General features: G+C 72.9%; 15 protein-coding genes. 6 read left to right on the top strand and 9 right to left on the bottom strand.

Annotated features, from left to right (window positions below):
• Positions 1 to 13: 13 nt before the first annotated feature.
• On the bottom strand, positions 14 to 1813 hold the full coding sequence (gene treS, locus JOD48_RS14570; RefSeq protein ID WP_191792220.1) for a maltose alpha-D-glucosyltransferase: 1800 nt from the start codon (positions 1811 to 1813) through the stop codon (positions 14 to 16).
• A complete protein-coding gene (locus JOD48_RS14565) occupies positions 1810 to 3921 on the bottom strand; it encodes an alpha-1,4-glucan--maltose-1-phosphate maltosyltransferase (RefSeq protein WP_372440748.1) in 2112 nt (703 codons plus the stop codon). Before JOD48_RS14565 ends, treS begins: the two co-directional genes overlap by 4 nt.
• 212 nt (positions 3922 to 4133) lie before the next feature.
• Here JOD48_RS14565 and glgP point away from each other — a divergent pair, with 212 nt between their 5' ends.
• Positions 4134 to 6719 (top strand): alpha-glucan family phosphorylase, encoded by a 2586-nt coding sequence (gene glgP, locus JOD48_RS14560; protein WP_191792218.1) that lies wholly within the window; start codon positions 4134 to 4136, stop codon positions 6717 to 6719.
• Between the two features lie 71 nt (positions 6720 to 6790).
• Here the strand turns inward: glgP and JOD48_RS14555 are convergent, their stop codons facing one another.
• The 4 genes from JOD48_RS14555 to JOD48_RS14540 all read right to left on the bottom strand — a co-directional run bounded on the left by JOD48_RS14555 (position 6791) and on the right by JOD48_RS14540 (position 11072).
• Positions 6791 to 7621, bottom strand: a complete 831-nt coding sequence (locus JOD48_RS14555) for a hypothetical protein (protein ID WP_204809624.1) — start codon at positions 7619 to 7621, stop codon at positions 6791 to 6793.
• Positions 7622 to 7845: 224 nt separating this feature from the next.
• Positions 7846 to 9012 (bottom strand): hypothetical protein, encoded by a 1167-nt coding sequence (locus JOD48_RS14550; protein ID WP_204809623.1) that lies wholly within the window; start codon positions 9010 to 9012, stop codon positions 7846 to 7848.
• A gap of 311 nt (positions 9013 to 9323) precedes the next feature.
• Positions 9324 to 10451: an MFS transporter gene (locus JOD48_RS14545; RefSeq protein ID WP_204809622.1), complete on the bottom strand. Its 1128-nt coding sequence runs from the start codon at positions 10449 to 10451 to the stop codon at positions 9324 to 9326.
• A gap of 147 nt (positions 10452 to 10598) precedes the next feature.
• Entirely contained in the window at positions 10599 to 11072 is a 474-nt protein-coding gene (locus JOD48_RS14540) for an RrF2 family transcriptional regulator (protein WP_204809621.1), read from the bottom strand.
• Between JOD48_RS14540 and JOD48_RS14535 the strand changes: the two genes are divergently transcribed.
• Positions 11032 to 11412 carry a hypothetical protein gene (locus JOD48_RS14535; protein ID WP_204809620.1) on the top strand — a complete coding sequence of 127 codons (381 nt, stop codon included), beginning with the start codon at positions 11032 to 11034 and terminating at the stop codon, positions 11410 to 11412. The two genes, JOD48_RS14540 and JOD48_RS14535, sit on opposite strands and share 41 nt — an antisense overlap.
• A gap of 42 nt (positions 11413 to 11454) precedes the next feature.
• Here JOD48_RS14535 and JOD48_RS14530 read toward each other — a convergent pair whose 3' ends face one another.
• Positions 11455 to 13227: an FAD-binding dehydrogenase gene (locus JOD48_RS14530; protein ID WP_204809619.1), complete on the bottom strand. Its 1773-nt coding sequence runs from the start codon at positions 13225 to 13227 to the stop codon at positions 11455 to 11457.
• Positions 13228 to 13313: 86 nt separating this feature from the next.
• On the bottom strand, positions 13314 to 15632 hold the full coding sequence (glgX, locus tag JOD48_RS14525; RefSeq protein ID WP_307824171.1) for a glycogen debranching protein GlgX: 2319 nt from the start codon (positions 15630 to 15632) through the stop codon (positions 13314 to 13316).
• A gap of 181 nt (positions 15633 to 15813) precedes the next feature.
• Between glgX and JOD48_RS14520 the strand changes: the two genes are divergently transcribed.
• A complete protein-coding gene (locus JOD48_RS14520) occupies positions 15814 to 16623 on the top strand; it encodes an electron transfer flavoprotein subunit beta/FixA family protein (protein WP_191792213.1) in 810 nt (269 codons plus the stop codon).
• 11 nt (positions 16624 to 16634) lie between these two features.
• Positions 16635 to 17612, top strand: a complete 978-nt coding sequence (locus JOD48_RS14515) for an electron transfer flavoprotein subunit alpha/FixB family protein (protein WP_191792212.1) — start codon at positions 16635 to 16637, stop codon at positions 17610 to 17612.
• Between the two features lie 88 nt (positions 17613 to 17700).
• Here JOD48_RS14515 and JOD48_RS14510 read toward each other — a convergent pair whose 3' ends face one another.
• Positions 17701 to 18774, bottom strand: a complete 1074-nt coding sequence (locus JOD48_RS14510) for a phosphotransferase family protein (protein ID WP_204809617.1) — start codon at positions 18772 to 18774, stop codon at positions 17701 to 17703.
• Positions 18775 to 19031: 257 nt separating this feature from the next.
• On the opposite strand from JOD48_RS14510, the gene JOD48_RS14505 reads away from it, so the two are divergent.
• Together JOD48_RS14505 and mnmA are read left to right on the top strand one after the other, a co-directional pair.
• Positions 19032 to 20300, top strand: coding sequence for a cysteine desulfurase family protein (locus tag JOD48_RS14505; RefSeq protein ID WP_191792210.1), 1269 nt, complete (start codon positions 19032 to 19034; stop codon positions 20298 to 20300).
• On the top strand, positions 20297 to 21553 hold the full coding sequence (gene mnmA / locus JOD48_RS14500) for a tRNA 2-thiouridine(34) synthase MnmA (RefSeq protein ID WP_191792209.1): 1257 nt from the start codon (positions 20297 to 20299) through the stop codon (positions 21551 to 21553). The genes JOD48_RS14505 and mnmA overlap by 4 nt, the downstream gene beginning before the upstream one ends.
• Positions 21554 to 21572: the final 19 nt, after the last annotated feature.

The raw sequence follows: 21572 nt of genomic DNA, 5'->3' as shown, positions 1-21572 counted from the left end.
AGGTCAGGGCGTCCTACGACACCGTGAGCCAGTAGAAGTCCCTCGAACCCCATGTCATCACGACGTCGCCGTCCTCGCCCACCGAGGGGAACGTCGCCCCGCCGAACACGTCGGTCAGGGTCGCGCCCGCGTGCTCGGGCAGGTGGATCGTGGCAGTGCGCGCGGTCGCCGAGAGGTTCGCGACGCACAGGATGGTCTCGGCCTCGTTGCGGCGCAGGAACGCGAGGACCGACTCGTTGTCCGTGCTGAGCGTGACCTGCTCGCCCGCCCCGAAGGCCGGGTGCAGCCTGCGCACCGCGAGCATGCCGTGGACCCAGTGCAGCAGCGACGTCGGCTGCGCGAGCTGGTTCTCCACGTTGACGTACCCGTAGTTGTGCACGAGCGACTGGATGGGTGGCAGGTACAGCTTGCCCGGGTCGGCGGTCGAGAAGCCCGCGTTGCGGTCCGGGGTCCACTGCATGGGCGTGCGGACCGCGTCCCGGTCCGGCAGCCAGATGTTGTCACCCATCCCGATCTCGTCGCCGTAGTACAGGCACGGGCTGCCCGGCAGCGACAGGAGCAGCGCGTGCGCGAGCTCGACCTCCTTGCGCGAGTTGTCGAGCAGCGGCGCCAGGCGGCGGCGGATGCCGACGTTCGCGCGCATGCGCGGGTCCTGCGCGTACCACCCGTACATCGACGCGCGCTCCTCGGTCGAGACCATCTCGAGCGTCAGCTCGTCGTGGTTGCGCAAGAACGTGCTCCACTGCGCGCCCGCAGGGATGGGCGGGGTGTCGCGCAGGATGTCGACGATCTGGTTGGCCCGCTGGTCGCGGATCGCGTAGAAGATGCGCGGCATGACCGGGAAGTGGAAGCACATGTGGCACTCCGGCTCCTCCTCGGTGCCGAAGTAGTCCACGACCTCCGCGGGCCACTGGTTCGCCTCCGCGAGGATGATCCGTCCCGGGAACTCGGCGTCGACCATCTCGCGCACGCGCCGCAGGAACCGGTGCGTCTCGGGAAGGTTCTCGCAGTTCGTGCCCTCGGCCTCGAACAGGTACGGGACCGCGTCGAGGCGGAACCCGTCCACACCCACCTGGAGCCAGAACCTCGTCACGTCGAGCATCGCGTCCGCGACGCGCGGGTTCTCGAAGTTGAGGTCCGGCTGGTGCGAGAAGAACCGGTGCCAGAAGTACTGGCGCCGGACCGGGTCGAACGTCCAGTTGCTCGTCTCGGTGTCGACGAAGATGATCCGCGCGTCCTGGTAGCGCGTGTTGTCGTCGCTCCACACGTAGAAGTCGCCGTACGGGCCCTCGGGGTCGGCGCGCGACGCCTGGAACCACGGGTGCTGGTCGCTCGTGTGGTTCATGACCAGGTCGATCACGATCCGGATGCCGCGCGAGTGCGCCTCGGCGATGAGCTCGGTGAAGTCGGCCATCGACCCGTACTGGCCCGCGATGGCCGTGTAGTCGGCGACGTCGTACCCGCCGTCCCGCAGCGGCGACGGGTAGAACGGGGGCAGCCACAAGGCGTCGATCCCCAGCCACTGGAGGTAGTCGAGGCGTTCGATCAACCCGCGCAGGTCGCCCGAGCCGTCCCCCGAGGAGTCCGAGAACGCGCGGACCAGGACCTCGTAGAACACGGCCGTCTTGTACCAGGCGGGGTCCGCCGAGAGCCCCGAGCGCTGCGCCGACGGAGCCTCTGGCTGGCGGCGTACCGGCAGGGCGCCGACGGGCAGGGGCGCGGTCGTCGGGGCGACGGGGGCAGGCCCCGCGGCGGGCCCCGCGGCGCGGGCGGCCGGCCCTGCGGCGCGGGCCGAGAACGGCGAGCTGCTCATGGCGTCCTCACGTGGATGACGTGCGCCACCTGCTCCTGGGGGACCAGCCTGACGTAGACGTCCTGGCCCCACCCGTACGAGGCGCCGGAGAGCAGGTCGTGCGCGACGAACTGCTGGTCGGGCGCCAGGCCCAGCGCGGAGAGGTCGAGGTGGACCATCGACTCCTGCGTGCCCCACGGGTCGAGGTTCACGACCACGATCACGGTGTCGGCCGGCACGACCGTCCCGTCCGGCGACACGCGCTCGGGCAGGTGCCGCGAGAACGCGAGGACGTGGTCGTTGGTCGTGGGGTGGACCGTGAGGTTGCGCAGCTGGCGCAGCGCAGGGTGCTCGCGGCGCACGTCGTTGAGGGTCGTCAGGAGCGTCGAGATGCCGATCTCCTCGGCGAGCGCCCAGTCGCGCGGCTTGTACTCGTACTTCTCGTTGTCGATCTGCTCCTCGACCCCGGGGCGGGGCACGTTCTCGACGAGCTCGTAGCCCGAGTAGACGCCCCACGTCGGGGACCCGAGCGCCGCGAGCACGGCCCGCACCGCGAACCCGGCGACACCGCCGTGCTGGAGGTAGGGCGGCAGGATGTCGTGCGTCGTGGGCCAGAAGCTCGGGCGCATGTAGGACCCCGCGGGCCCCGAGACCTCGGTCAGGTACTCCGCGAGCTCTGTCTTCTCGTTGCGCCACGTGAAGTACGTGTACGACTGGTGGAACCCGATGCGTGCGAGCGTGTGCATCATCGCGGGCTTGGTGAACGCCTCCGACAGGAAGATCACCTCGGGGTTCGTCGCGCGGACCTCCGCGAGCAGCCACTCCCAGAACGGCAAGGGCTTGGTGTGCGGGTTGTCGACGCGGAACGCCGTGACGCCGCGCCCGATCCACACCCGCACGACGCGCAGCACCTCGGCGTAGATGCCCGCCGGGTCGTTGTCGAAGTTGAGCGGGTAGATGTCCTGGTACTTCTTGGGCGGGTTCTCGGCGTACGCGATCGAGCCGTCGACGCGCGTCGTGAACCACTCGGGGTGCTCGGTGACCCACGGGTGGTCGGGCGAGCACTGGAGCGCGAGGTCGAGAGCGACCTCCATGCCCAGGCGCCGGGCCTCCTTCACGAACGCCTTGAACGAGCGCTCGGTGCCCAGCTCGGGATGGATCGCGTCGTGCCCGCCGTCCTTCGAGCCGATCGCGTACGGCGAGCCCGGGTCTCCTGGCAGTGCGGTGAGCGAGTTGTTGCGGCCCTTGCGGTGCGTGGTCCCGATGGGGTGCACGGGCGTCAGGTAGACCATGTCGAAGCCCATCGCGGCGATCGCGGGCAGTCGCCTGGCCGCGGTCGTGAACGTCCCGGAACGCCACGTCCCGTCCTTGAGGCGCCGCGCGCCCTCGGAGCGGGGGAACATCTCGTACCAGGCACCGGCGAGCGCGAGCGGCCGGTCCACCCGCAGGGGATACGTGCCCGACGGCGTCACGTGGTCCCGCAGGGGAGTGCGGCCCAGGGCGTCGCGCACCTCGGGCGACAGGGCTGCCGCGAGCCGCGCCGGGGAAGGGCGCGACGGGTCCGCGAGGGCAGCGGCGCCGTCGTGCAGGGTCTTCGCGTCCCGCGGGCTCAGGCCCTCCAGGGCGGTGATGCGCTCGAAGAGCGCGACGCCCTCGGCGAGCATCAGCTCGACGTCGATGCCCGCCGCGACCTTGATCGCCGCGTCGTGCGCCCACGTGCCGTACGGGTCGGACCACGCCTCGACGCGGAACGACCACTCACCCGGGGCGTCGGGGGAGACCGTCGCCCGGAACCGGTCGAGGCCCGGAGCGACGTCGACCATGCGCGCCCACGAGTGGTCCGAACCGTCCGGGGCGACGAGCACCGCGGTCGCCGCGACGGCGTCGTGCCCCTCGCGGAAGACCGTGGCCTCGACCGGGACGACCTCGCCCACCACGGCCTTCGCGGGCCAACGGCCCCCCTCGACCACGGGCGACACCTCGACGACGGGGATGCGCCCGATCGGGGCGGCGGGGGCGATCGGAGGAGCGAGCGGGACCGTCGCCGGGGCGACGGAGGACACGATCGAGGGGGCGGTCGGTCGGGGCGCCGGCGCGGGGGTCACGGGGCTCGTGGAGTTCTCAGGCACGAGCACAAGGTATCGAGCGCGGGCGAGGTGCGGCACCCGCTGGGCGGGCGTGGCGCGCAACCCGTGGCGCGCGGCTGCCCGGCCGACCGCTCGCGGACGGGAAGCCGACAGGTTGCCGACGGGTTGCCGGCGGGTGAAACGGCCTGAGCCCGTCGCGAGCACACGGCAGGTAGAGGGTGTACAGCGGCCCACAGTTGCGTACTGTCGGACCCGTGAGAGCGATCAGACGTTTCACCGTCCGCACCGTCCTGCCCGCCGAGCTGCACGACCTCGACGAGCTGTCCCTCAACCTGCGTTGGTCCTGGCACACCGCCACGCGCGAGCTCTTCTCCGGGATCGACCCGCAGCTGTGGGAGTCCGTGAAGCGCGACCCCGTGGCGCTCCTCGGCGCTCTGGGGCCCGACCGCCTCGCGGCGCTCGCGGCCGACCAGGAGTTCGTGGGCCGCGTCCGCGCGGCCGCAGCCGACCTGCACCGCTACCTCCAGGACCCGCTCTGGTACCAGGAGCAGGCCGCGGGCGGCGAGGAGCTCCCGCAGGCGATCGCCTACTTCTCCCCGGAGTACGGCATCACCTCGGTCCTGCCGCAGTACTCGGGCGGCCTCGGCATCCTCGCGGGCGACCACCTCAAGAGCGCGTCCGACCTGGGCGTGCCCATCGTCGGCGTCGGGCTGCTCTACGGCGCGGGCTACTTCCGCCAGTCCCTCACGCGTGACGGCTGGCAGGTCGAGACCTACCCGCTGCTCGACCCCGACGGACTGCCCCTGACGATCCTGCGCGAGGACGACGGCACGCCCGCGCGCGTCTCGATCGACCTGCCCGGGGGGCGCGTCCTGCACGCGCACGTGTGGGTCGCGGCCGTCGGGCGCGTCCCGCTGCTGCTGCTCGACTCCAACGTCCCCGGCAACGACGAGGCCGCGCGCAAGGTCACCGACCGCCTCTACGGCGGCGGCGGCGAGCACCGGCTCCAGCAGGAGCTGCTGCTCGGCGTCGGCGGCGTGCGCGCGCTGCGCCTGTGGTCGCACCTGACCGGCGCCCCCGAGCCCGAGGTCTACCACACCAACGAGGGGCACGCCGGGTTCCTCGGCGTCGAGCGCATCCGTGAGCTCGTGACCGGCGCGGGGCTGACGTTCGACGCAGCCCTCGAGGCCGTGCGCGCCGCGACCGTGTTCACGACCCACACGCCCGTCCCCGCGGGCATCGACCGCTTCGGCCGCGACCTCATCGGCCAGTACTTCGGCGGCGACAACCAGATCCCCGGGATCGACGTCGACCAGGTCCTCGCGCTGGGCGCCGAGGACTACGACGGCGGCGACCCCACCGTCTTCAACATGGCCGTCATGGGACTGCGCCTGGGCGGCCGCGCCAACGGCGTGTCCCTCCTGCACGGCGAGGTCTCGCGCGGCATGTTCAACGGCCTGTGGCCGGGCTTCGACTCGCGCGAGGTCCCCATCACGTCCGTGACCAACGGCGTGCACTCGCCCACGTGGGTCGACCCGCGCCTGGCGACCCTCGAGGCCGAGCGCCTCGGGCTCGACGAGCTCACGGCCGACGCTGCGTCGTCGGGCTGGCTCGACCCCGCCGGGGTGAGCGACGAGGAGCTGTGGGGCATGCGCCGCGAGCTGCGCGGACAGCTCGTCGACGAGGCCCGCAACCGGCTGCGCAGGTCCTGGCGCGAGCGCGGGGCCAGCCCCGCCGAGCTCGGCTGGGTCGACGACGCGCTCTCGCCCGACGTCCTGACCATCGGGTTCGCGCGCCGCGTGCCCACGTACAAGCGCCTGACGCTCATGCTGCGCGACCCCGACCGGCTGCGTTCGCTGCTGCTCGACCCCGAGCGGCCCGTCCAGCTCATCGTCGCCGGCAAGTCGCACCCCGCCGACGACCAGGGCAAGCGGCTCATCCAGCAGCTCGTCCGGTTCACCGACGAGCACGACGTGCGCGGGCGCATCGTGTTCCTGCCGAACTACGACATCGGCATGGCGCAGTCGCTCTACCCGGGCTGCGACGTGTGGCTCAACAACCCGTTGCGCCCGCTCGAGGCCAGCGGCACGTCGGGCATGAAGTCCGCGCTCAACGGCGGCCTCAACCTGTCGATCCTCGACGGGTGGTGGGACGAGTGGTACGACGGCGAGAACGGCTGGGCCATCCCCACGGCCGACGGCGTCGAGGACACCGACCGCCGCGACGACCTCGAGGCAGCGGCACTGTACGACCTCATCGAGACCCAGGTCGCGGCACGGTTCTACGACCGGGACGAGCGGGGTGTGCCCGTCCGGTGGCTCCAGATGGTGCGGCACACGCTTGCGACCCTCGGCCCCAAGGTCCAGGCCACGCGCATGGTCGCCGACTACGTGCACCGCCTCTACGGGCCCGCCGCGGTCGCTGGTCGCACGCTCAACGCCCCGGGCTTCGAGCCCGCACGCGAGCTCGCGGCATGGAAGGCGCACGTGCGCGGGGACTGGTCGCACGTGCGCGTCGACCACGTCGAGTCGAGCGGGATCCGCGAGGTGCCGCAGGTCGGGGACCTCCTGACCGTCAAGGCCTACGTGTCGCTCGGAGACCTGGCACCCGGCGACGTCGAGGTGCAGGTGGTCCACGGCCGCGTGACCGAGGCCGACGTGATCGAGTCGTTCACGGCCGAGCCGCTCGCACTCGCCGAGACGTACGAGGCGGGCCGGGCGGCGTTCGCCGGGTCGGTGCGCCTCGAGGCGTCGGGACCGTTCGGGTACACCATCCGGATCGTGCCCAAGCACGAGGGGCTGGCGAGCGTCGCGGAGCTGGGGCTGGTGGCGAACGCCTGACCGCCTCGGCGCCGAAGTAGTACGCGCCGCGTGAGGTAGAACCCCCTACGTTCTACTTCACGCGGCGCGTACTACGTCGAGCGTTCGCGAGCCAGCCGTCTGGCCGCGCGGAGGCGACCCGCGAGGCGCTCGGGATCCTTCAGGTCCTCCCAGGTCACGCGAAGGATGGTCCACCCCGACTCCCGGAGGGCGTCCTCGCGTCTCTTCTCGGTAAGCAGCCGTTCTCGGGGATCGCCCATGCCTCCGGCGTACTTGACCGCGCCGTCGAACTCGAGCCCGATGCGAAGCTCAGGCCAGGCGAGGTCGAGCCGGAACTCGCCGCGCCAGGTGATGACGGGGAACTGAGGGACGAGGGGCGGCAGGCCGACGTCGAGGGCGGCCCAACGCACCAGGGTCTCGCCGGGGGACTCGGACCGAGCGTCGGCGAGCTGGAGGATCTGCCTCGCCTGGACCACTCCGCGCTTTCCCGCCGACTCGTCGAGGATCTGGTCGAGCAGCCGGACCTCGGCACCGAGACGCAGGGCAGAGTCGGCGACGACCAGGGCGCTGGGGGCCGGCAGCGAACGAGCGCAGTCGACGACGGTCCGCTCCAGGGAGGTGACCGGGACACCGTCCAGGTCGCTCCGGTCCCGTTCCGGCAAGGCAGTCCAGTGTCGTCGGATGGTCGGGTCGGCGTCGCGGCGCACGCTGGGATTCGCGAGCTGCGTCACATGGACCAGCCGCCCGAGCCTCCAGGTCCAGCACCCCCACAGGAGCGCTGCGGTCTCGTGGCTCAGCCAGTAGGAGGTGGTGAGCCTCTCCACGACCCCTCGGACGCTCGCGAGCACCTCGGCCTCGCGTCGGAGCGCGTGCCCCTCTCCGGTGGGGAGCGGCAGGTAGACCCCCGGTCGGACACGGACCACGTGTCCGTCGCGTCGGCTCTTCTCGAGCCGGGCCCGGGTCGCTGGTTCGTACCGCAATGCGGGTGGGACCCGACGAGCAGCCTCTGTTCTTCCCATGCCGCTCAGCGTGCCGGTGATCGACGGGAACAGGGTGGGGCGACTGGGTATCTGTGGACAACCCGCGGGCGAGGTAGAACGTCCCGGTCGAGGTAGTACGCAGCGCGTCCTATCTCACGCAGTAGGTTCTACCTCGCGGGGGTCCCACTGGGTGCGGCCGCAAGCAGCCCCACGTACCGCACCCTCGTCGCGAGCACCTCACGCAGCTGCTCCCCGATCCCCTCGACGAACTCCTCGCGGTACACCGCGTCGACCTGGACCGAGATCGCGTAGTACAGACCGGTGAACGTCGCGATCGCGACCGAAACCCGCACCAGCGTCTGCGTGACCACGAGCGTCGTCCCGGAGAGGTCGAACGTCAGGAGCACGCGCTGCCCGTCGATGCCCCACAGGTCCATGACCTCGGGTGTCACGGTCAGGGTCCCGAGCGCGACGAAGAAGATCCCCATCCCGGCGCTGACGACGAGCACCTGCAGGAGCTGGGAGACACCGATCATCGCGGCCACGTTGAACCGTTGGCTGCGGGTCAGGGGCGGCAGGTCCGAGGCCCCCGGCACGCCCTCGGCCGCCGTGCGCAGCGCGTTGCGCGCCTCGGTCGGCAGGCGGAGCCCCACGAACAGCACGATGAGCAGGGCGAAGAACGTCCCGAGGATCACGCCCGCGGCCCCGCCGGTCCGGCTGAAGACCTGCCACACCTCGGCGTTGTAGAACAGCACGAGCGAGAACACCATGAGCAGCGGCAGGAGCCGCACGAGCCGCATCAGCGAGGCCCCGAGCTCGTCGGCGATGCGTGCGAGCCCCCACCACAGCGACGATCCCAGGCCGTACGCGACCACGACCCACACGAGCCCCAGGAGCAGCAGGTTGCCACCGGCGGTGACGAGCGCGGCCCGCCACTCGCCCCCGAACACGACGGGCAGCACCGCGGGCACGAGCACGAAGAACGCGAGCTCGGGCCCGCCGACGTCCTGCGGCAGCGTCGACCAGTTCCGCCCGCGCACCGCGTTGAGCCCCGCGTACGCCGCGGCGAGGAGGACCGCCCCGCCCGCGACCGCGAGCAGGTTGCCCCACCAGGGCCACCCCTCGTCGAGAGCCCCGGTCAGCTCGAGCAACAGCACGACCACGAGGAACGGCGCCGACCGCCCGAACACGTCGCGCCGCGCCGAGTGGTCCTCGATCAGCAGGGGCAGGCCGTTGCGTCGCAGCACGCGTTCGCACCCGGCGACGTCGAGGTGGGCCACGTCCGGCCCGGCGGCCGGAGGACCGGGGGGAGGGGCGTCGTCGGGCGGGGTCATGCGGGGAGCGTACCGACGTGGGCGTGCGCTGGCCGGGCGGCCTCGCCGGGGCTACGTTCGCCTCATGCCCGACGACGCCGCTCACCTTCCCGGCCCCGTGCGGATGCCAGCCGGCCGGTGATGGGCCGCATCCAGGCCAGAGCCTGCCGCCGGGACGAGGGCATGTCTCCACATGGGTCTTCGAGTGGGGTAGGCCATGGAGGTTGCCGACGAACCGCTCGGTGGTCTTCCATGCCGATCACCTCGTCGAGTGGCTGGTCGAACCACTTGAGCCAGATCGAACCGACCTGCGAGGGGTGGGGTGACGCGCCCTAGCTCGTGCCCCTGGCCGTGCGCAGGGTGATCAGGAGGAACAGGAGCGCTGCGATCGCGAGGCCCGCCCCGAGGACGTACACGCTCGCCATCCCGGACGGGAGGGCGATGCCTCCGAGCACCGTACCGAGGCCGATGCCCAGATAGATCGACGAGGAGTTCAGCGAGACCACCAGCGGGGCCTCCTGCGGCGCGACCGTTATCAGCCGGTGCTGCTGCGGCGGCGTCTGGCACCAGCTGGTCGCTCCCCAGAGGACGACCAGCAGCCCGACCAGAGCCACCTTCGAGACGTGGCCGGCGGCGACCCAGGCCAGCAGGCCGAGTGAGAGCGCCATGCCGAGGTACCCGATGATCAGCACCGGTGCGGAACCCCACCGGTCGGTCGCGTAGCCCGCTGCCACGTTGCCCAGGACGGCGCCCACCCCGTACAGGAAGAGCATCAGCAGGACGGCGCTCTCCGGGACGTGCGCCGCGGTCAGCGCGGGGACGCTGTAGGCGTACGCGGTGTAGCAGGCCCCCATGCCGAGCACGGTCAGCGGCAGGACCGCGAGCACGGCCGGGCGGCGAAGCACGGAGAGCCGCTGACGCAGTGGCACCCGGACGTTGCCGGGCAAAGGCGGCATGGTCAGCCGCACTCCGACGGCGACGAGGAGGCAGAGGGCGGCGACCAGACCCAGTGCGGTCCGCCAGCCGAGATGCTGGCTGGCCAGGTTGCCGAGGGGTACTCCCAGGGCGGTCGCGACGGTCAGGCCGCCGATCACGACAGCCAGTGCCCTGGCACGTAGCTCGGGGCGGACCAGCGACGCGCTCACCGCCCCCGCGCTGGGCGTGTAGGCCGCGGCGCCGAGGGCCGCGACGACGCGGGTGACGAGCAGCAGCGCCATGTTCGGGGCCAGCGCGGAGCCGAGGTTGGCCAGTGCGAGCGTGAGCAGCGCGGCGACCAGCAGGGCGCGACGCGGCACGCGGGCGGTCACGGTGGCGAGCACCGGCGACAGCAGGGCGTAGGCCGCCGCGAAGACCGTGACCGACAGCCCGGCGGTCGCCTCCGAGACGCGCAGCGTGCTCGCCATTGACGGCAGGAACCCCGCGACCACGAAGGCGTCCGTCCCGACGGCGAACGTCCCCATGGCCAGGACGAAGGTCGACGACAGTCCGCGCTGCCCAGGCAGTGCGGGACCCGCGCCCTGTGATCGACCCGGTGACACCGAGACGCTAGACATCCAGATTCCCCCTGTGTTTCGTCAGGACCGGCAGGTACCGCCGGTCCGGCTCGCTCAGTCGTGCAGCCGTGCGTACTGGTGCCGGGTGCGTTCCCTGGCGTCCGGAGGCGCGGCCGCCATCAGGTCCGACAGGGTCTGCGCCGCGAGCGCCCCGCGCCAGGCCAGCTCGGCCTTGCGCATGGCAGCGGCGACGCCGCAGGGGGTGGCGAACTCCCGGTTCTCACCGAGGGAGCCCTGGCCCTGCTGGCGGATCTCGGTGCAGCGGAAGACGTCGTCCCTGCCCTCGATGGCGGCGACCACGTCCATCAGGGTGACCTGCTCCGGCGCCAGGGCGAGCCGGAAGCCGCCGCGAACCCCCGGCGTCGAGCTGAGGATCCCTGCCCGGACGAGTGCCTGCAGGCGCTTGTTCAGATAGGCGGGCGGCAGGTCGAACCACGACGCCAGCCGGGCCGTCGACACGGGCTGCTCGGGCCCGATCCAGGCCAGCGTGAGGCAGCAGTGCAGGCCCCACTCGACCCCCTCGGTCATTCTCATAACCTGGACACTACACATCCAGATTGCCTGGCGCAGCAGGCGGGCAGCGCACCAGGTCGAGCGGCCGGCGGCACCGACGCTCGCGCTGCCGCACCGCGACTACCACCTGTGGCACGGCCCGCTCGCGGCTGCGGCGGCGTTCGCGTCGCTCGACCAGTCGCCCACGCTGTGGTGGCCGGACGACCGGTCGTGGTTCGTGTGCACCGAGCTCGACACCGTGGCCACCGATCTCGGGGCCAGCGAGGAGATCGTCGCCGCCCTGCTCGGGGTGCCCGGGCTGCGCGCGTCGCGCGTGAGCCCGGACGACCCGGTGCAGATGCCCGCGGACTGGTGACGGGCGCGGTCCTCCTGCCCCGGAACCGGGCCGTCCCGCCGGCTAGAGGCTCCGAGCGAGCGCGCGCCCCACGGTCCGACCCGAGAACAGGCACCCGCCGAGGAACGTCCCCTCGAGCGCCCGGTGGCCGTGCACGCCGCCGCCCCCGAACCCGGCGGCCTCGCCCGCCGCGTACAGGCCCTCGAACACCGAGCCGTCGGGGCGCAGCACGCGACCGTCGGTGTCGGTGTGCAGGCCGCCGAGCGTCTTGCGGGTCAGGACCGAGAGCCGCACGGCGAGCATCGGGCCGTCCTTGGGTGTCGTGAGCGGGCGCGGCGGGGACACCCGGATGACGCGGTCCACGAAGAACTTGCGGGCCATGGCCGTCGCGACGACCTGGTGGTCCTTGCCGAGCCCCGAGCGCACCTGGTCGTCGCGCAGCCGCACGAGCCGTTCGAGCTCTCCCGCGTCGATGTGGCCGCGGGCCCCGGGGGTCGCGTCGGTCAGGGCGTTCATGCCGGCCGCGAGCTCGGTCGGGTTCGCACCCCACACGAACTCGGGGGACTCGGCGGCGAACCGCGCCACGGGCCCGACCGCCCCCGGCAGCACGCGCTGCGCCAGCAGGCGCACGCTCCGGCCGGTCAGGTCAGGGTTCTGTTCCGAGCCCGACAGCGCGAACTCGCTCTCCATGATCGCCTTGTTGAGCACGAACCAGGAGTGGTCGTCGCCGCGCGCCGTGACGTGCTGGAGCGATCCCAGGGCGTCGAAGCCGGGGAACAGGGGCGAGGGCAGTCGGTGCCCGTGCGCGTCGACCCACAGCGACGACGGGCCGGGCAGGATGCGGATGCCGTGGTCGGTCCACACGGGGGAGTGGTTCGCGATGCCCTCGGGGTAGTGCCACATGCGGTCCTCGTGCACCAGGGCCGCACCCGCGTCGCGCGTGATGCCGAGCAGCAGCCCGTCGGTCGAGTCCGGCACTCCTGAGAGCATGCGCGCGGGCAGCACGCCCGCAGACGCGGGCCAGTGCGCACGGACCAGGTCGTGGTTCGCGCCGATCCCCCCGGAGGAGACGACGACGGCGCTCGCCGAGAGCTCGACCTCGCCCACGACGTCGCGCACCGAGGGGGCGCCGCGCTCGGCCGGGTCGTCGGCCAGGATCTCGGCCCGCACGCCGGTGACGGCGCCGTCGGTCACGACGAGGTCGGTCACGCGGTGACGGAACCGGATGTCGAGCAGACCGGCTGCCCGGGCGTCGAGGGCCGCGCGGACGAAGGGTTCGAGGACGCCGGGGCCGGTGCCCCAGGTCACGTGAAAACGGGGCACGCTGTTGCCGTGGCCGCCCGCGGGGTAGCCGCCGCGCTCTGCCCACTGGACGAGCGGGAACCAGCGCACCCCCTTGGCGTGCAGCCACGAGCGCATGTCGCCCGCCGCGAAGTCGACGAAGCCGCGCGCCCAGGCGTAGCCCCAGCGGTCGGGACCCTCGCCGTCGGCGGCGCCGGGGGCGAAGTCCGCCGACCCGAGCCAGTCGTCGAGCGCGAGCTCGGGCGTGTCCTTGACGCCCATGCGGCGCTGCTCGGGGGAGTCGACCAGGAAGAGGCCGCCGAAGGACCAGTAGGCCTGGCCGCCCAGGCTCGCGGCAGGTTCCTGGTCGAGCAGGATCACGTGGCGCCCCGCGGCCGTGAGCTCGGTCGCGGCGACGAGGCCCGAGAGTCCCGCGCCGACCACGATCACCTCGGCACGATCAGGGCCGGACCGGCTGGGAGCGCTCCCGTGGGCGGGCGTGCCCGACGGGACGGCGTTGCTCGCGGAAGGGATGCTGACGTCGTTGTCACTCATGCGCAGAGACTAGACCCCGCGCCCCGCCGCGAGGTAGGGGGCAGTCGTCGGGAGAGAGGCCCAGCCCTACCCCCGACGCGAACCCTCTACCTCGGCGAGAGATAGACCTGCAGGCTGAGCGGCTCCAGGAGGGCCGTCCCGGGCGCTCCTCCGGCCTCGTGCGGGCCGGGGGGCGCGGCGTCGCCGCCCTCGGTCGGGTGCTCCCAGTCGGAGTCCCACGCAAGCACCCACGCGGTGGCACCGTCCCCCTCGGCCGCCCCGGGGGCGGAGCGCCCCGGCACGTCCGCGAGCGTCACCTCGACCGTGTCGAGCGCTCCGTTGAGCACCAGGAGCACGTCGCGGTCGCCCGCACTCGGCCCGGTGCGCAGCATCTGCAGCACGCGGAACCCGGGGTCGTGCCAGGCCGCGTGGTCGAGGGTGCAGCCCGCGGCGTCGAACCACGCGAGGTCCGGCACCGCGTCCTGCGCCGAGTGCCGGGGCCGGCCGTGGAAGAACGTCTCGCTGCGCAGCGCCGCGTGCTCGCGGCGCAGCTCCAGGAGGTAGGCCGTGGTCGCGAGCAGGTCCTTGCGCCAGGGCGACAGGTCCCAGCTCACCCACGACACCGGCCCGTCCTGGCAGTACGCGTTGTTGTTGCCGCGCTGGGTGCGTCCCATCTCGTCGCCGGCCGTGAGCATGGGCGTCCCCGCCGCCAGGACCTGGGTCGCCATGAGGTTGCGGATCGAGCGGCGGCGCAGCGGGGCGATCACGAGCCCTGGCTCGAAGCCTGCGTGCTCCGTCCCCTCGCCCCCCTCGATCATCGTGTCCTCGTCCGCCAGACGACCTTCGACGCCGTGGTTCCAGGACCGGTTGTCGTCGCTGCCGTCGCGGTTGCCCTCGCCGTTGGCCTCGTTGTGCTTGTGCTCGTAGGCGACGAGGTCCGCGAGCGTGAACCCGTCGTGCGCCGTCACGAAGTTGACCGACACCACCGGCCCGCGCATGAGCGGCGGGTCGCTGTGCCCGAAGAGGTCCGCCGACCCGGCCAGGCGGGTCGCGAGCTCGCGCACGCCCTGCCCCGGGCGCCCGTGCGAGGCCTCGCGCGGGTCGGCGAGCCAGAACTGCCGCACCGCGCCCCGGAAGCGGTCGTTCCACTCGGCCAACGGCGCGGGGAACTGCCCTGTGCGCCACCCGCCCGGACCGACGTCCCACGGCTCCGCGACGAGCTTGAGGCCGTTGAGGACCGGGTCGGTCTGGAGCGCGACGAGGAACGGGTGGTCGGGGTCGAACCCGGCGGGTCCGCGGCCCAGGGTCACGGCGAGGTCGAAGCGGAAGCCGTCGACGCCGACCTCCTGCGCCCACCAGCGCAACGAGTCGAGCGTCATCTGCACCACGCGCGCGCGCCGGAAGTCGAGGCTGTTCCCCGTCCCGGTGACGTCCGCCAGCTCGGCCGGGGACGCGCCGTCGTGCAGGTAGTAGACGGGGTTGTCGAGGCCGCGCCACGACAGGTGCGGGCCGTCCGCGCCGCCCTCGCACGTGTGGTTGTGCACGACGTCGAGGAGGACCTCGAGCCCGGCCTCGTGCAGCAGGTGCACCATGCCACGGACCTCGTCGAGGACCGCGCCGGGCCCGGCCTCCTGCGCGGCGCGCGTCGCGTACGGGGCGTGGGGGGCGAAGAAGCCCGCGGTCGAGTAGCCCCAGTAGTTGGTCTGGCCCCGGGCCACGAGGTGCGGCTCGGTGAGGAACGCGTGGATCGGCAGCAGCTCGACCGTCGTGACGCCCAGCGACTTCAGGTGCGCGATCGTCGCGGGGTGCGCGAGCCCCGCATAGGTGCCGCGCAGGTGCTCGGGCACGGCGTCGAGCTGCATGGTCAGGCCGCGGACGTGGGCCTCGTAGACGACGGTGTCGACCCACGGCACGTGCGGACGGCGCACGGGCTCGTGCCCCGTGCGGGGCGCGACGACGACCGCGTGCGGCACGTGCGGCGCCGAGTCGCGGGGGTCGGCCGGACCGCGGACGTCACCGACGAGCGCGCCCGCGGCGTCCCGCTCGGCGACGTGACCGCGCGTGGACGGGTCGTCGTCGAGCACGCCCACGATCCCGTGCGCGTACGGGTCGAGGAGCAGCTTCGCGGGGTTGTACCGGAGGCCGGCCGCAGGGTCCCACGGGCCCTCGGCCCGGAAGCCGTAGCGCTGCCCCTCGCGCACCCCGGGCACGTGCCCGTGCCAGACGCCGTGGACCGGCCCGCCGAGAGCCACGCGCCGTTCGTGGATCTCGCCGTCGGCCGAGACGTCGAGCAGGCACAGGTGCACAGCGCTCGCGTGCGAGGCGAGCACGGCGACGTCGACGCCGTCACCGGCGAGATGGACACCGAGCCGGGGGACCGGGCCGTGCGAGGGACGGGGGCGGGGGGAGGGGGCAAGCGCTTGCACCTCTCCATTGTGCGGCCCGCATGTGGACGGCTCGTGCTCACCAGGTGGTCGTGCGCGAGATCTCACCCGGTTGCGCGGCGCTGCCCGGTAGGGTTTCGCCTGTGCCACACCTTCCACGGAGGGCTGTGGCGTGCGGGTACCACCCGGGTCCACCGTCGTCCCAACCACGGAGCACATCACGATGAGGATCGTCGTCGCCGTCAAGTACGTTCCCGATATCCACGCCGACCGGCGGTTCGACGCCGGACGAGTGGTGCGATCGTCCGAGGAGGGGACCCTCAACGAGCTCGACGAGAACGCGATCGAGGCCGCGCTGCGCATCGTCGAGTCGCTGCCGGAGGCCGAGCAGGAGACCTCCGAGGTCGTCGTCCTGACCATGGCCGGCCCAGAGGCCGACACCGCGATCCGCAAGGCCTACCAGATGGGCGTCGGACGCGGCGTGCGCGTGAGCGACGAGGCGCTCGCGGGCTCGGACTACTTCGGGACCGTCGCCACGCTCGCCGCGGCGATCCGCAAGCTCGAGGAAGAGGGGCCGGTCGACCTCGTCCTGACGGGGATGGCAGCCCTCGACGGGCTGGGGTCCGTGGTCCCCGTGCTGCTCGCGGCCGAGCTCGACCTGCCGCAGCTCACGCTCGCGGGCAAGCTCGAGGTCGACACCGCTGCCCGCACGGCCCAGGTCACGCGCGAGCTGGACGACGCGCTCGAGGTGCTCTCGGCACCGCTGCCCGCCGTGGTCAGCGTGACCGACCACGCCAACTGGCCGCGCTTCCCCAACTTCAAGCTCATCATGGCCGCGCGGACGCAGCCGATCGAGGTCTGGGACCTCGCTGAGCTGGGGCTCGACCCCGCGACCGTGGGTGACGCCGGAGCCCGCACCCGCGTCCTCGCCGCCACGCCGCGCCCGCCGCGTCCCGAGGTCGAGGTCGTCGTCGACAAGGGCGAGGGCGGCCGCGCGCTGGCCGAGTTCCTCATCCGTAACGACCTGGTCTGAGAGGGAACACCGTGACCACCAACGTCCTCGTCCTGCTCGACTCCCCGGAGACGCAGCTGCGTTCCGCGGCCCTCGAGCTCCTGACCATCGCGCGCAGCCTCGGCCGCCCCAAGGCCGTGACGCTCGGCAGCCCGAGCGTCACGACGCTCGCCCAGCTCGGCGCCTACGGTGTCGACACGGTCCTCCAGGCCGAGCTGCCCACGTCCGTGAGCGCGGACGCCGCGCACCTCACGGCGGTCGTCTCGGCGACCCTCGAGACCGCCGTGCGCCGCGCGAACGCGGACATCGTGCTGCTCTCGGCGACGTTCCCCAACAAGGAGGCCGCCGCCCGGCTCGCCTACGCGCTGGGCGCCGGCCTCGTGATCGACGCGGCCGCGGTCCGCGCCGAGGACGGCAAGGCCGTCGGCTACAAGCGGGTCTTCGCGGGCTCGTGGGACACCTCGTGCGAGGTCGTCACCGAGCAGGCCGTGTTCACGGTGCGCGCCAACTCCGTCGTCCCGGAGCCTGCCGAGTCCTCGGTCCAGACCGAGGTCATCGGGTTCCCCGTCGACGTACCGGCGTCGGCGACGAACGTCACGGTCGTGTCCCGTGAGGAGAAGCCGGTCGTCGAGGGTGGGCGCCCCACGCTCGCCGAGGCCGCGACGGTCGTCGCGGGCGGTCGCGGCACCGACGGCGACTTCGGGCCGATCGAGGAGCTCGCCGACGTGCTCGGCGCGGCCGTCGGCGCGACGCGCGACGCGGTCTACGAGGGCTGGTTCGACACCTTCATCGGCCAGACGGGAGTGACGATCGCGCCGCGCCTGTACATCGGCGCCGGAATCTCGGGGGCCCCGCACCACCGTGGCGGCATGCAGGCCTCGCAGGTGATCGTGGCCGTCAACAACGACTCCGACAGCCCGCTGTTCGAGATCGCGGACTTCGCGGTCGTGGGCGACCTCGCCGAGGTCCTGCCGCAGGCAGCGCAGGTCCTGCGGGAGCACAAGGGCTGACCCCCTGACCCTGACGGACGCCCCGGCGGGCTCGGCCCGCCGGGGCGTCCGTGCGTCCGGGGACGAGGTCGCGAGCGACCGAGGCGGGTCACAGACCCAGGTGCTCCAGCCAGGCGAGGGCCGAGACCGACTGCCCGAGGGCCACCGTGGGGCGGCACGGGTCGGACCGCGGGGCGGGTCTGCGCGCGGCGTCCATGCTGAAGCCCGCGAACCCGCCGACGATCGACCGGAGGTCTCCGGGGTGCACCTCGGCGCCGAGGGGGTGGTCGTCGAACACCGCGGTGAGCCAGGCCCCCGCACGCTCGGCGTCGTCCCAGGTCACGAGAGGTGGGGAGCCGTCGGTCGGCACGCACACCTCTGGCGGGTCGAAGACGCCGTCGACGCCCTGCGAGCCGACCGTGACGAGCAGGTGCGCGAGGTCCAGCCACCCGGCCCCACGCATCGCGTAGGGCCAGTCGAGGACGTACACCCTGTCGTCCGTGACGGTCAGGTTCCGCGCGCGCATGTCGCCGTGGACGATCGACTCCCCCTCGCACGCTACGAGGACGCCCAGCTCGAGCTCGGCGAGCGACGCGAGCCGACGGGCTGCCCACGGCGCGAGCGCCCCCAGGGGCTCCCAGGGCTCGCGCAGCATCCGACCCCACCCGATCGCGGTGGACGCGAGCTGTGGTCCGGCCGGTGGGAGCGGGATCTGCCGGGCCCCGGGGACACGTGCCAGGTCGTCGAGGGTGTCGAGGACCCTCGCGAGCACCGCGGGCTCCCACGGGACCTGCGGCGGGTAGCCGTCGATCGCCTCGTAGGCGAGCACGATCCAGTCGCCGTCGCCGTGGCCCCACAGGAAGCGCGGCGTCGGGACCGTCGAGGGCAGGCGGGTCGCGATGCGTGCCTCGGCGCGGTGCAGGTCGGCGCACTCGCGTTCGTCGCGCGTGCGCGCCGCCTTGAGGAAGACCTGCCCGCCCGTCGACAGCCGGAGCAACGACCCCATGCCAGGGCTGAAGCCGCTCACGACGCTGATCTCCTCGACCACGTGCGCCTCCATCGTGGCCTCGATCTCGTCGCGGAGCTCACGGGGCAGCATGGCCCACCGCAGGCGGTCGCTCGCGTGGGCTCGCGGATCCTGCGGTGAGAGGACCACGCGGGAGGTCGCGACGTCGTCGGGCATGGGGCAGAACGCTCGCACGGGGTGAGGAGGGACGGGAGGCGGGGCGGTCGAGGTGTCGCCGTTCATGAGCGGACCCCGGCCGTGCGACGAGGCGCGACGGTCAGTCTGCGGGGTTCCAGGAGGCGAACGAGCATCTGTCAAGATATCGGTTTTTCCTGTGCTGTCCAGCAATGCTCCACAGAACTCACGGACCTCGTGCGCACCGTGGCGGCGGCGGCCGCGAATACCTTCGTAGACTGGACGACTGTGATCGCCTCATGACCGCCACGCCCGCCGAGCCCTCGCACGGCGCCTACCTCGACCACGCCGCCACGACCCCCATGTCGCCGGCCGCGCTCGAGGCCTTCGTCGCGGAGCTCGCCCAGACCGGCAACCCGTCCTCGCTGCACGCGGCGGGCCGGGCCGCTCGCCGCGTCGTCGAGGAGTCGCGCGAGGCCGTCGCCGCTGCGCTCGGCGCGCGACCGAGCGAGGTGATCTTCACGGCCGGGGGGACGGAGTCGGACAACCTCGCGATCAAGGGCCTGTTCTGGGGTCGACGGACCACCGAGCCGCACCGTCGCCGCATCCTGGTCTCGGCCGTCGAGCACCACGCGGTGCTCGACCCGGCCTTCTGGATGGCCGAGCACACGGGCGCGGAGATCGTCCTGCTACCCGTCGACGTCGACGGCAGGCTCGACCTCGACGCCCTGCGCGCCGAGCTCGCGGCCAAGGGGGACGAGGTCGCGCTCATCTCGGTCATGTGGGCGAACAACGAGGTCGGGACGATCCAGCCTGTCCACGAGGTCGTGCAGATCGCCCGTCCCTACGGCATCCCCGTGCACTCCGACGCGGTGCAGGCCGTCGGGCAGGTGCCGGTCGACTTCGCTGAGAGCGGCCTCGACGCCCTGACGCTCACGGGCCACAAGCTCGGCGGACCCATGGGTGTCGGTGCGCTGATCGCCAAGCGCGGGCTGCCCCTGACCCCGGTGCTGCACGGCGGTGGGCAGGAGCGTGGCGTGCGCTCGGGCACGCTCGACACCCCCGCGATCCGGTCGTTCGCGGTCGCGGTGACCGAGGCCGTCGGTGCTCGCGCCGAGCGGTCCGAGCATCTCGCGTCGTTGCGCGACGACCTGGTCCGGGGTGTGCGGGCGGCCGTGCCGGACGCGGTGCTGCGCGGCCCCGACCCGCTGGTCGACCCGTCCCTGCGGCTCCCTGGCAACGCGCACTTCACGTTCCCCGGCTCCGAGGGCGACTCGTTGCTGTACCTGCTCGACTCGGCGGGCGTGCAGACGTCCACCGGGTCGGCGTGCCAGGCGGGTGTGCCGCAGCCCTCGCACGTCCTGCTCGCGATGGGGGTCTCGGAGGAGGACGCGCGCGGCGCGCTGCGGTTCTCGCTCGGGGCGACCTCGACGCACGACGACGTCGCGCGACTTCTCGACGCGCTGCCGCAGGTGGTGGCGCGCGCCCAGGCCGCCGGGCTGGCGTCGTCGGCCCGGTCCGGGCCCCCGAGGACGCGCCCGGCCGCCACGACAGGGAGGTCCGCATGAGAGTCCTGGCAGCGATGTCCGGCGGTGTCGACTCGGCCGTCGCGGCGGCCCTGGCCGTCGAGGCCGGCCACGAGGTGGTCGGCGTGCACATGGCCCTGTCGCGCAACCGCGAGCAGTTCCGGGCGGGTTCGCGCGGCTGCTGCTCGATCGAGGACGCGGGCGACGCGCGCCGCGCCGCCGACGTGCTGGGCATCCCGTACTACGTGTGGGACCTGTCGGAGCGCTTCGAGGACACGGTCGTCGCGGACTTCCTGTCCGAGTACGAGGCCGGGCGCACGCCCAACCCGTGCGTGCGCTGCAACGAGCACATCAAGTTCGAGGCGCTGCTCGACAAGGCCACGGCGCTCGGTTTCGACGCGGTCGCCACGGGCCACTACGCACAGGTCCTCACGCGCGAGGTCACGGTCCCGGGGACGGACGGTGAGCCCGTGACCCGTACCGTCCGCGAGCTGCACCGCTCGCCCAACGAGGCCAAGGACCAGTCGTACGTGCTCGCCGTGATGGGCCAGGAACGGCTGGCCCGGTCGATCTTCCCGCTCGGCGGCTTCGCGTCCAAGGACGAGGTCCGTGCCGAGGCCGAGCGGCGAGGCCTGTCGGTCTCGAACAAGCCCGACTCCTACGACATCTGCTTCGTGTCCGACGGCGACACGCAGGGCTTCCTCAAGGCGCGCCTGGGCGCGCGCACGGGCGAGATCGTCGACACCTCGGGCGAGGTCCTCGGGGAGCACGAGGGGGCCTACGCGTTCACGGTCGGCCAGCGCAAGGGCCTGTCCCTGGGGCGACCGGCCGCGGACGGCAAGCCGCGCTACGTGCTCGAGGTCGAGCCGGTCTCCAACCGGGTCGTCGTGGGTCCGGCAGAGCTGCTCACGGTCGACCGCATCGAGGGGGACCGCTCGGTGTGGCTCGCGGACGACGTCCTCGCGGCCGCCGGGTGGGAGCAGGCCCCTGCCGGGCCCGGGCCCGACGGTGCGGGAGCCGGCCAGGTGTCCGGCTGGTTCGACGCGTCGGTCCAGGTGCGTGCCCACGGGGTGCCGGTCCCTGCGCGGGTGCGCGCCGTCGTCGGGCAGGCGGACGGTCGTGAGGCGCCCGGTGCCGCCGACGGAGCGCGCACGGAGGTCGAGCTCACGGGTGAGACGCTGCGCGGCGTGGCCGCAGGGCAGTCGCTCGTCGTGTACCAGGGGACGCGCGTGATCGGGCAGTCGACCGTGCAGCGCGCCTACCGGGCGCAGCGCGCGGCGAGCGCCGCCCGCTGAATGACCGGCCGTGCGCCAC

It is taken from the genome of Oerskovia paurometabola, from assembly GCF_016907365.1.
GTDB classification, from domain to species: domain Bacteria; phylum Actinomycetota; class Actinomycetes; order Actinomycetales; family Cellulomonadaceae; genus Oerskovia; species Oerskovia paurometabola.
This window is presented reverse-complemented; position numbering and strand designations above follow the sequence as displayed.